We start from the raw sequence: 11,229 nt of genomic DNA, 5'->3' as shown, positions 1-11,229 counted from the left end.
GGTTATGAGGCGGCCTGATTACGAGGTCAGTACGCAAGAACTACTAGCTGCGGGCATTATTTTTGCCCAACAGCTGAGAAAATATGGCTGTGCGCTGGGGGATTTATGAGGGGATCCTTCAGTGCATAACCTTTGCCCCAATGTTGCTGAGCCAAACGCCAGCCTACTTCAATAAAGGGCGTACAGGATATACCATCTTCCTGAGAATGTAGGCCAATAAAGCCAATAAATTCCCCACTGGCTTTTAACTCTACCGCCCAAAAACCCCAACCTTTCTCGGCTATCAAGCCTTTTGCTTTATCTGCCAAGGCGTCGCTGTCTGCGCGCGTTAAGATATTGGGAAAATAGCGCATCACATTATCATCGGCACTCATTTGGGCAAAAGGCGCATAGTCTTTATTTTGCCACTGCCTTAAAATTAGTCTGTCTGTGTTTAAGGTTGTTATCATTTTTTTCTTATCTATTGAATTATATAGACAATATCTAACAGTCTTAAATTTTTGGCAAGGCAAAATTGCGGGTTAAAAAAAAAGAGGTGAAGCTCAGCTTCACCTCTTTTTTTGCTAATTTAAATCAATCAGCTCAAATGTTATGGCGCCACTTCACAACCCAACGGGCTGTTTGAATTGAGGTAAACGATATCACCTGTAGGCGTATAATCAGATTCGATCACTGTGCCCTTGCCTTTTAAGTATGAGTATAAAACATCAGCGTCAACATAACCGGTGTCCACTGGCGTCAATGCTGGGTAACCGTCGCCGCCCGCAGCATTAAAGCTTGGTACACTGAAGCTGTACATCTCAGTAGCACTAAAGCCTTTACCGTGAATGTCACTGATGTCTACCGTTTTTGCCATGCAGTCTACATTCATTTTAACGCCAAAAATTTGTGCATAACCGCCCGAACCACGTTGAATGGTTGCAACTTTACTTAAATAGTCGCTGACTTGTGCACCTGTCATACTGCTGTAGGTAACGTTATTACCAAAAGGCTGCACTGTCAGTACATCGCGGTAAGTAATATTCCCTTGTGCGATCGATGCACGCACACCACCTGAGTTCATCACACCGATATCAGCATTAACTTTCTCAGCTTGAGCTTTGGCAATCAATCGGCCTAAGTTAGTTTGCTGGTTACGCACATTAGCGCGTTCGCCGTCTAAAAGGCCATCTGTCGTCGCAATCACTTCATTCAACTTCTCTTGACCTTGGTCTTGATAAGTTTTCAATGTTTGCATTAAGTCAGCATCAGGCACTATTTCTTGCGTTACAAACACCTTAATTTTGTCACCATTCTCATCACGCTGCTCAACACCATCAGCATCCGTTAATGTTTTCTTAAGGTTTACAGGGATAAGTGCATAGCTGGCTAAATTCACTTTGCCATCGATTACTTCAAAGTCTGCACGACCTACATACTTGCCCCACTCATGCGCTTGCATAATGTAGGTGCCTTTTTGTTGATCAGGGGCACAAGCGCCACCTGGCTTAAAGTCAGCATAATCATCTGAGCCAGCTTCCATACAAACAGGGTTTTGCGAGTGGCCGCCGATAATACCTTGTAGCATGCCTTCTTCCAGTGAGCGCGCTAGTGCAACATCACCCGGGGCATTACTACCATTTTTGCCGTTCGCAAAGTGGCCCATATGAGTAGCGGCAAAAATTAAGTCGGCTGCTTTCGCCTCTTTAATCTCTTTTATCACTTTTACGATTTCAACTTGAGGATCGGTAAATGTAAGATCGCTAATAAATTCAGGATTACCAATTTTAACCGTATCTTTAGTCGTTAAACCAATCACAGCCACTTTCAACCCATTTATTTCAAACACTTTATAAGGTTCAAAATAACGAGTGCCATCCGCTTTATAAATATTAGCTGCTAGCATCGGGAAATTAGCTAACTCACGTTGCGCATCCAGAACACTTAAAGGATTATCAAATTCATGGTTACCCACCGCCATCGCATCATAGCCTATCGCATTCATACCAATGAAGTCTGGTTTTGCATCTTGTAAGTCTGACTCTGGAACACCGGTATTAATATCACCACCAGAAAGTAACAGTGCTTTACTGCCATCGGCTTCAATTTCGCTGCGTAAACGATCAACCAAGGCTTTACGGGCTGCCATGCCGTATTCACCGTCAGAGTTGTGCCAAAAGCGACCATGATTATCATTGGTATGAAGAATAGTGAACTTGGTGCAAGGAACGCCGTCACACATATTTGGCGCAGTAACTACTGGTACTTCAGGCACTGGTGTTTTTACTGATGTCTTATCATCACTACTGTTACAACCCGTTAATGCAAGCATTAACGCACTGGCCACAAGCCCATGTTTAAATTTAAACGACATACTCATAAATCCTTTATAGTAAAAGTGTTTAGCTCACTCGGCGATGACACCTGCTTATATAACGCTGAACTGGTTGCGCTTTGCAGTTTGTTTCACCACGAGATATTTAAAATCGCAGTTACTATGACGCCTGAATGTGAACTTTTTTAGACACTTGTTCACAATTTTTTAAATAAATTGAGGGTGATTACAGATACTAACCAAATATGTTGTTTAGTGAGTTTTAACTTAATAAATTTGGGCGGGAATGTACTTTGGGAATGGCGACTATTAAAACATAGGAAACTGTATCAACAGGCAAACCCATTGATACAATTAAAAAACTAAGCTTTTTGCCAAATTACTTCAGCGCCATCTGTTCCTGCAATGGCTTTCTCAAGTAAATCTAAAAGAGCGTAATCAGCGCCTTGCTCTTTAAAAAGTGCGATTTGTTCAGGACTAATCCAGTAATCTTGATCAGCACTGTCCTCTTCTTCTAATTGATCAATTAAAAATTGTAGTTGTGACTCTGTCAGTTCACCTAGCAACACATTCGTTTCTTTATTTAGTAGTTTGATCATAATACTTCCTTATTCGTTATTGTTTGTGGCTAAACCCGCCAAGTTAGCAATATTGGTGTCAAAACCATCAATACTTTGCTGATTCTTCTTCAACCAGTACGCTTCGATGCCTTGTTCTCCTTGTTTCTCAGACCAGTCGGCTAACGCCGTTCGCTGTTGCTTAAAATCAAACAAAGGTACCGACATGCCGCAAGATGATTGCACTAAATCGATATCTAACAAATACAATTGGCGCGCAGCAATACTGGCGGGGAACAATGATATATAAGACTGCCATAATGGGTCATTTCGATGCAGCACCTGAGCCTGACCATAAAGGCGTAAAATAATTGGTGCGCCTGCAAAAGCACAAAACATGATTGTCATTCTTGGGTTAATTTGCACATGAGCCGACGTTTCATTACCACTGCCAGTCAGGTTAAGCCAAATAACTTGGTTTTTATTCACCACCCGAAACGAGTCAGACCCTTTTGGCGAAATGTTAACTCGCCCTTGTTCGGCGGCGGTGCCGACAAAAAACATCTGTTGTTTGGCGATAAAGTCACTATGTTTGTCTTGTAGCTCAGTAAACTGCTGTCCCATATCTTCTCCTAAACATTGCTCAATGCCGATTATCTACCCACCACATCAAGTCACATTTATATCAAATAAAATCAACAAACTAAATATGTTTAATTAGCTGACGGCAACAACTTAAGCCAAATGTATGAAAAATGAGGAATGATACTAACGAACGTTAACTTATAAATATAAAGCAGCTTAATGCATGACATTAAGCTGCTTTATTGCAAGACAATAAGAAATCCGGTCGATTAACATTGCCCAGTCAACCATAAAACGGGATCGTTAGGCGCAGATCAAGCTGGGTCCTTGATGCATGCTTCAAACAAGGCTTGCTCAGCTTTAACATTCCAAGTATTGCCTTCACCTAACGCTTCAGCTACCTCTGGTAGCTGCTCTGCCAACTCGTCTAAGCCAAGTAATGGCAGATTTTCAAGTTGAGGAAAGATCAGTATTTTACCTGGATATTTCGCCGCTATCATTGCCTCTATCCCTGCTTTGGCTACCTTCATGCCACCAATAGCTGCAACACAAATTGCCGGCGCAATGTTACCCGCTAAGGTATTGTTCATGACTACCGTTTGGTCTTCGATAGTTAAACCTGAGGTTCCTGTGTACTGCGCATTACTTAAATACACCGAGCTAAAATCAACCGGCGCCAAGGTGCCATTGGGCACACCAGCAAACAGCACCAACATGCCATCATCTTTCATAAAGGTGGCAGATTCCGCCATAATGTTTGCATTAGGCACACAAACTACCACGTCATCTGCACCTTGATTACCACTTTTGGCGTTAACAAAATCCGGTAAACTCATCGCGTTCGAAGTGGGGTTATAAGTGATCAATTCACAGTGGTTGGCTTCGGTTAAGCTAGCAAACCGTCCCTCAATCTCAGCTAAACGTTGGTCATTAATGTCAGTGACAATAATTTGCTTTGGTCCATCTTTTAACTCAATGGCACGTTGCACATGCATTTGCCCCATTGGACCACCAGCACCTACAAACACCGCAAAACCATCTTTACGTAAATCACAGCGATTGCGCGCTTCGCCGTATGAAGCCGCAATGTCCTGGCTGTTGTTACCGATAAATGCCACATAGTCATAATGTAGTCGGCCAACATCCGCTTCCACTAAACCATCAACAGGAGCGTTACCAACCATATTCATGGTGCCACGACGCGCCACATGTTTTGCAATAATGGTTAGCTCTTTGGCTGATTTTGGCGCTAATACCACGGTGTCATCAAAGCCGACCCCGCCTGTCAGTTCGCTAACCACATCTGCTAAGTTTTCAGTGGTAATATCATTCCTAATCAATACATTAGTCGCTGTTTTTTCAACCTTTTCGCGTAACGAATCCGGCACGTTAGTTAATACCACTGTCGCAGGCGCGTGAAGGCCATGAGAAAATTCGTATTCCGTGGTATCTCCGACTTGCCCAACTATCCACATAATGCCGCCTTCTTTCGGCTCAAGGCGACGACGTTGAGTATATGACGCCCACACACAACCCCAAGGTTCAAGTAGGGCCGATTCGGCAAAGCCCATTTTTTCTGACACTTTCAGCAAACAAGAGCCAGCATCAGTTTCTAACACTTCTGGACCAATTAAGTGATATTGAGTCAAACCACCCGGCACTGTGTAGCCATAAGCTGTGCTTTTACCGTTTTGGTAAATGTCTGGTTGCATCGCATAGCGCTCACCCACTTTATAGGTATCTTGTAAATCAGCCCCCACTTTGATCACGGTTAACGTGGCTTCGTGGCCTAATCGCGTCGGCTCTTTGCGTAAATCGCGATTGTATAATTTAGGGTGCTTACTCCCTTGGTTAATCAGTTTTACATCTGAAAAACACAAGCCAACCGCATCAACTCGCACCAAAAGTTGATTATCTGCAGGCTCTGGCACATCAAATGCCTCTGGTTGGTTTTCTTTGCCGATATTTTCAACCCCTGCGCCATACATGTTCCAGGTCATGGTCACAGGTGGAATAGGTAGAGTTAGGTCTTGATATTTAGTGTATTGATTACTCATGTTGTTGCCTCATTCATATTTGTTTGTATTCACAACTCATTGATAAAACTGATTTATAAATATGGCGTTAAATTAGATCGTCATGATTTTGATACATAGCCATCACCGCTTCTGAACTACACATACTCAGCGCTCTTTGCGCTTTTGCTTGTAGTTTTGTAAACGACACGGAACGAATAATATTTTTGACGGCTGGGACATTGGCTGGACTCACCGAAAGCTCATGTACACCTAACCCCACCAGCAAACAGGCAATATTGGGATCAGCGGCCATGTTGCCACACACCCCAACCCATTTACCGTTGGCATCAGCAGCCTTAACGGTCATTTCAATCAAGCGCAGTAAGCCAGGATGATAGCTATCAGCCGCGTGGCACAGTTCAGGGTTCAACCTGTCCATGGCCAAGGTATACTGAGTTAAATCATTGGAGCCAATGGAGAAGAAATCCACATACTTAGCTAAATTATCCGCCACCAAAGCAGCCGATGGAACTTCAACCATAATGCCAAGGGGTAACACCGGGGCGTTCCATTGTTGGCGCACAGATTCGGCGATACTGCTAGCACGTTGCCACTCTGACATTTTGGCAATCATGGGAAACATAATGTGTAAACCGCATGCTCCGGTTTGCTCTTTTTGCCACTTGGCTGTGCGGTAGATAGCTTCCAGTTGACGCTTAAACATATCAGGGTGCTTAAATGACAACCTGACACCGCGAACCCCTAAAAATGGGTTATCTTCATGGGGCATGTCCAGCCAAGAAACCGGTTTATCGCCGCCAATATCAGCGGTGCGTACCACTAACGGTTTGCCCGGCAACTCAGCAACGATGGCTTTGAATGCTTCTATTTGTTGCTCCACTGTCGGCTCTTGCTCGGAAGATTCAAACAAAAACTCGGTGCGAAGCAAGCCGGCCCCTTCACCGCCATGTGCCACAATCGCGCTTGCATCTTGTGGCTTAGCAATATTACAAACCACCTCAATTCGGCGGCCATCAAGGGTAGTAGCTGGCTCATGTTGCTGCGCTGCTTGGGCTTGCTGTATTTCTTGCCAAGTATTTATCCAAACCTTAGCTTGTTGCTCTGTTGGCTGATCAGGACCTACAACCAAACAAGCCCCTTGGGCATCAATCACCGCGGTTGTTTCTTGGGCTAATTGGCATAACGCGCCATCACCGATACCCACAACGGCAGGAATGCCTAATGCCCGCGCCAAAATGGCCATATGGCTATTAGGGCCGCCAAGTTCAGTGGCGATGCCTTTAATTGGCCGCCCTTCTAATCCAGCTGTTTGCGACGGGGTTAGATCGCGAGCCAATAAAATAAAATCATGATCTGGGAACACCACATCGTTTTGCTGAGGTTGTAACAATCTAATCACTCGGTCGCGAATGTCTTTCAGATCAGCCATGCGCGCGCGCAACCGCTCATCTTCAACCGTAGATAAATAATCAATTTGACTATCCAATGCTTGCTGCCAACCCCATGGTGCACTGCACCCTTGGTAAATAAGGTCATGACTGCTTTGTAGAATGGTTTCATCGCGAAGTAATAACGTTTGCGCCTTTATAATGGCCGCTTCCGATGGCGCCTTTTGCATCAGTTTTTGCTGTAATATTTCTAGCTCATTGGCGGCTTGTTCGAGTGCGCGTTTAAGTTCACTCAGTTCATGGGCAGCATCCGTCCCCTCTTTTGTGAAAGTAAATTTATGCTCGCGCAAGATAACGATTTCTGCATAGGCAATGCCCGGTGACGCCGCCAAGCCTTGTAACACAAGGTGTCCCGCCGGTGATGGCATTGGCGCTAAGCCCGCAAGGGGGTTATAGGTGGCATGCTGGTTATCGCTTTCTGTATCTAAGCCGGCTGTAATCATCTTGGCTAATGCCTCAACGGCATCATGCGCTTGTTCGCCTTGAGCTGAAACAACCAAGCTATCGCCAAGTTTTGCTCCCATCGCCAATAACCCCGCCATTGATTTGGCATTGCTACTGCGATTGGCGTTTCGCAATCTTATCTCGGTATTAGGATATTCCATGGCATGCTCTGACAATAAGCTAGCGGGTCTTGCATGCATGCCGGCTTCATCTACCACGGTCGCCGTGGCCTGAATGCTAAAGTCTTCTTCAAGTTGCGTCGTACTCTGCGACTGGCCACCTAACGCTTGGATAATATGATTGGCATCCGCCGTTGTCGCTAACTGCTCTGCTAACCCTTCGTCCATGACCACTTCCGTTAGCTTTTGCAATAGACTTAAATGCTCATCACCCGCCGCGGCAATGCCGACAAATAACTTGGCAACATCGCCATTGGCGTTCCAAACTATCCCTTTGGGCACTTGTACAATAACCACACCTGTTTGTTTCACTAACGACTTAGCTTCATTAACACCGTGGGGGATAGCGACACCGTTAATCAGATAAGTGCTCACTTTACTTTCTCTGGCCATTAGGGCTTCAAGGTAATTGTCTGATACTAACCCTTGCGCCAACATAGTTTGTGCGATGCAATCAAGTACCTGCTCTTTGCTGGTAAACGGCTTGTTGATATGAATTTGCTGCGCAGTGATGGTCAGAGGACTGACCTGCTCTACTTGATTGTCTGCCTCGCTGTCTGGCATCTTGTTACTGTGCGCTGGCTCTGGCTCAACAGCACTGGCTACTGCTTGCTGCTCTGCGCTGGTAGTCACTTTGTCTGCGCCACCAAATAGATTTTTTAGAAAGGACATAAGGATCCCGTTTTCACTTTTAAATTGAATACGTCTGTAACTAAATGATAGCGCCCAGTTAATTACCCCTCTGAGCACTATCACTGAAAACTTAGGTTAGGCTGGCGACCAACTCATCGTAGAACCCAGCATCCATAAAGTTGCCGATACTCAAGTGACGCGCATTGGGTAATTTGTTTTTAGCCCGTGCCGACAGCTCTTGCTGCGTGATCACTATGTCAGCGTCGACCAAATCGTTGATTGCGGCATTCGTCACCTGAATGTCTAAGCCTGCGGCTTTTATTTTGCCGCGAAGTACGGTTGCCCCCATGGCAGAAGACCCCATGCCAGCATCACATGCCACCACTATTGAACGTACTGTTTGGTTGGCGAAAGCGGTTGCTGGTACTGCTTGCCCTTTTGATTCGGCTTTATTTGCATCCACCGCCATTTTTGCTGCTTCCAAGTCATCTGTCTCAGATGCATCACTGCGAATAAGCAAGGCAGCAATAGTGAATGAAGTTGCGGCTGCCACCGCTATAGAGCCCAGTGTTAATACAATACCCATGCCTTTAGTCGACATTAATGCTAGCGCAAATACTGAGCCCGGTGATGGTGGACCAACCAAGGCATTGCCAGTGATCATATTAAACGCGACGCCTGCCATACCGCCTGCAATCACCGCAATAATCAAACGCGGTTTCATTAAAATGTAAGGGAAATAAATCTCATGAATACCGCCAAAGAAGTGGATAATTGACGCGCCATAAGCCGATTTTTGCGCAGTACCTTTGCCGGCGATCATATAAGCTAATAGGATTCCTAGACCTGGGCCTGGGTTAGTCTCAATAAGATAGAAAATTGAAGCGCCAAACTCGGCAGATTGCTCAGCCCCCAGTGGCGTAAACACCCCGTGGTTGATGGCATTATTCAAAAACAGAATTTTGGCTGGCTCAACGATGATTGATACCAACGGCAATAGAGATTGATCAACTATCCAACCCACACCTGATCCGAGTGCCGCCGTAACAACTGAAACCACAGGGCCAATTATTTCATAAGCAATCAATGCCATGATCATAGCGATAATGCCAAGTGAAAAGTTATTCACCAGCATTTCAAAGCCAGGCTTAATTTTACCGTGTACCATCTGGTCAAAACGGGCAATAGCCAAACCGCCCAGCGGCCCCACTATCATCGCACCAAGAAACATCGGAATGTCCGTCCCAACCACGACCCCCATGGTTGTCACTGCGCCAGCAACCGCACCGCGATCGCCGCCAACCATTTTGCCGCCGGTATAACCTATTAATAATGGTAATAGATATAAGATCATTGGGCCGACTAGCTTAGCTAAGCTTTCGTTAGGCAACCAGCCAGTAGGAATGAATAAAGCGGTAATCAAGCCCCAAGCAATGAACGCGCCAATATTTGGCATCACCATTCCACTTAAGAAGCGCCCAACCGACTGAACGCCAACCTTCAGATTATTTCCAGACATAGTGTTGTCTCCCAACTATATTATTTTTTTATTTAGATTGGATTGAAAGGCTGTTTTCAAACTGTCAAGAATGACCTGTTCATCGTTTGTGGTGAGCCATAAATCCATTATGTGTGTGTCTTGCATGAGTTGAGCTATCGATGAAAAAACATGAGACTGCGACTCTCTCAATTGCTTTAAATCTTTTTGCTCTGGTACCGAAAGAAAGAAAATAATGCGAACATCTTCATCATTATCGTTCCATACAAAGTCTTGATTGCTTAATCGAACAAAACAAAGTACGGGCTCAGACACATGCGAACTAATAACATGGGGAATCGCTGTGTGTTGACCAGCAAAGGTACTCACTATCGCTTCCCGTTTAATAATGTCGTCATACAAGCCTGCAGGGTTTTGCGTTTTTCTCATCAAAAACAAGTGGGCGCATATTTTATAGAGTGCGTCTGTTTTCGAATCCGCTGCAAAATCCAACAAGATAGTCTGTTGGCTGATTAGGTGTTCGCTCATCTCATTCCCTCTGTTGACCTCGAATTGAGTATATAAAGCGACCAAGATTAGTCAAAAAAGCTGATAACATTTGCAATCATATGATTAACATTTTGAAACATTATAGAAACAAGGGGCTAACTATAATCAATTTACATCAAATATAATCAATGCTAGGTTATGCTAAATACTTAGAACGCAAAGTAATCAAAAGTGCTCAATTTGAATCAGATAAAAGTGGATCTTTCATGACAGCTAAATTACGTCACAATCAAATTCTAGACTATTTACAAGAGCACTCGTTAGCCACCGTAAGCCAACTGGTGGATCTACTACAATGCTCACCCGCTACCGTTAGACGCGATATTTCTGATTTAGATACAGAAGGGAAGCTTAAAAAGATTCGCAATGGCGCCGAAAAAATCCTTTCTCCTACCGTGAGTACCTCGCCGGGCATGGTGGGCTTTTACCCCACTATTTCTGATTACAGCAATTATGAAGAGTCTGATAGGATCGCTCAAAAGGCAGTGGCTTTGTGCCAAGAAAAAGACAATATATTTATTGGTGAAGGCCAAACCCCCTTTCTCATGGGCAAATATCTTTTGAATAGCAATGTTCATGTTTACTCAAATTATTTGCCCTTGTTAACCTACCTTATTTCACAAAATTATCCCCATTTAGTCGTACTTGGCGGGCAATACATAAAAAGCCAAAACCTCTTGGTTTCGCCCGACACCCATGTGTCTTATCAAGGTCGTTACATGATGGTCAGTGGTGATGGCCTCACCGAAGCAGGGCTGACTAAGTCGGCACTGTTAACCTTTATGGAAGAAAAGAAAATGTTGCAATATGCCGATAAAGTGATCGCGCTGGTAGACTCAACCAAAGTCGGCGTGTTTGGCGGTATTTCGCTATTTACTTTAGATCAAATCGACATGGTGATCACCGGTAAAGCGGCCGATCCAAAGATGATAGAGGTGTTACTTGAGCATAATATTCAAGTGCACCTTGTATAACCATTATGG

At 44.5% G+C, this 11,229-nt stretch carries 8 protein-coding genes and 1 pseudogene; 1 reads left to right on the top strand and 8 read right to left on the bottom strand.

What is annotated here, in order from left to right:
* Positions 1-134 precede the first annotated feature (134 nt).
* The 8 genes and pseudogenes from K6Y31_RS22400 to K6Y31_RS18830 form a co-directional block, all read right to left on the bottom strand.
* Positions 135-449, bottom strand: a pseudogene (locus K6Y31_RS22400) (GNAT family N-acetyltransferase); the annotation flags it as partial.
* A 140-nt stretch (positions 450-589) separates the two neighbouring features.
* Entirely contained in the window at positions 590-2,353 is a 1,764-nt protein-coding gene (ushA, locus tag K6Y31_RS18860; RefSeq protein WP_233054570.1) for a bifunctional UDP-sugar hydrolase/5'-nucleotidase UshA, read from the bottom strand.
* A gap of 323 nt (positions 2,354-2,676) precedes the next feature.
* Positions 2,677-2,913 carry a hypothetical protein gene (locus tag K6Y31_RS18855; RefSeq protein ID WP_233054568.1) on the bottom strand — a complete coding sequence of 79 codons (237 nt, stop codon included), beginning with the start codon at positions 2,911-2,913 and terminating at the stop codon, positions 2,677-2,679.
* A 9-nt stretch (positions 2,914-2,922) separates the two neighbouring features.
* On the bottom strand, positions 2,923-3,495 hold the full coding sequence (locus tag K6Y31_RS18850) for a pyridoxamine 5'-phosphate oxidase family protein (protein WP_233054566.1): 573 nt from the start codon (positions 3,493-3,495) through the stop codon (positions 2,923-2,925).
* Between the two features lie 275 nt (positions 3,496-3,770).
* The gene (locus K6Y31_RS18845; protein ID WP_233054564.1) at positions 3,771-5,513 is read right to left on the bottom strand and encodes an alcohol dehydrogenase catalytic domain-containing protein; all 1,743 of its coding nucleotides are present in this window, start codon (positions 5,511-5,513) and stop codon (positions 3,771-3,773) included.
* A gap of 67 nt (positions 5,514-5,580) precedes the next feature.
* On the bottom strand, positions 5,581-8,238 hold the full coding sequence (gene ptsP, locus K6Y31_RS18840) for a phosphoenolpyruvate--protein phosphotransferase (RefSeq protein WP_233054563.1): 2,658 nt from the start codon (positions 8,236-8,238) through the stop codon (positions 5,581-5,583).
* A gap of 91 nt (positions 8,239-8,329) precedes the next feature.
* Positions 8,330-9,718, bottom strand: a complete 1,389-nt coding sequence (locus tag K6Y31_RS18835) for a PTS mannitol transporter subunit IIBC (protein ID WP_282560210.1) — start codon at positions 9,716-9,718, stop codon at positions 8,330-8,332.
* A 15-nt stretch (positions 9,719-9,733) separates the two neighbouring features.
* Positions 9,734-10,225: a PTS sugar transporter subunit IIA gene (locus tag K6Y31_RS18830; RefSeq protein ID WP_233054561.1), complete on the bottom strand. Its 492-nt coding sequence runs from the start codon at positions 10,223-10,225 to the stop codon at positions 9,734-9,736.
* Positions 10,226-10,452: 227 nt separating this feature from the next.
* On the opposite strand from K6Y31_RS18830, the gene ulaR reads away from it, so the two are divergent.
* Positions 10,453-11,220 (top strand): HTH-type transcriptional regulator UlaR, encoded by a 768-nt coding sequence (gene ulaR / locus K6Y31_RS18825; RefSeq protein WP_233054559.1) that lies wholly within the window; start codon positions 10,453-10,455, stop codon positions 11,218-11,220.
* The last annotated feature ends 9 nt before the right edge of the window (positions 11,221-11,229 follow it).

The organism is Motilimonas cestriensis (genome assembly GCF_021295315.1).
Taxonomy (GTDB): domain Bacteria; phylum Pseudomonadota; class Gammaproteobacteria; order Enterobacterales; family CBDFNC01; genus Motilimonas; species Motilimonas cestriensis.
The sequence above is the reverse complement of the archived record's forward strand: the minus strand, read 5'-3'. Positions and strand labels throughout refer to the sequence as shown.

Excerpts from the sequence above, each read along its gene's own strand:
- ushA (WP_233054570.1), bottom strand. The coding sequence starts at position 2,353 with ATGTCGTTTAAATTTAAACATGGGCTTGTGGCCAGTGCGTTAATGCTT.
- K6Y31_RS18855 (WP_233054568.1), bottom strand. The coding sequence starts at position 2,913 with ATGATCAAACTACTAAATAAAGAAACGAATGTGTTGCTAGGTGAACTG.
- K6Y31_RS18850 (WP_233054566.1), bottom strand. The coding sequence starts at position 3,495 with ATGGGACAGCAGTTTACTGAGCTACAAGACAAACATAGTGACTTTATC.
- K6Y31_RS18845 (WP_233054564.1), bottom strand. The coding sequence starts at position 5,513 with ATGAGTAATCAATACACTAAATATCAAGACCTAACTCTACCTATTCCA.
- ptsP (WP_233054563.1), bottom strand. The coding sequence starts at position 8,238 with ATGTCCTTTCTAAAAAATCTATTTGGTGGCGCAGACAAAGTGACTACC.
- K6Y31_RS18835 (WP_282560210.1), bottom strand. The coding sequence starts at position 9,718 with ATGTCTGGAAATAATCTGAAGGTTGGCGTTCAGTCGGTTGGGCGCTTC.
- K6Y31_RS18830 (WP_233054561.1), bottom strand. The coding sequence starts at position 10,225 with ATGAGCGAACACCTAATCAGCCAACAGACTATCTTGTTGGATTTTGCA.
- ulaR (WP_233054559.1), top strand. The coding sequence starts at position 10,453 with ATGACAGCTAAATTACGTCACAATCAAATTCTAGACTATTTACAAGAG.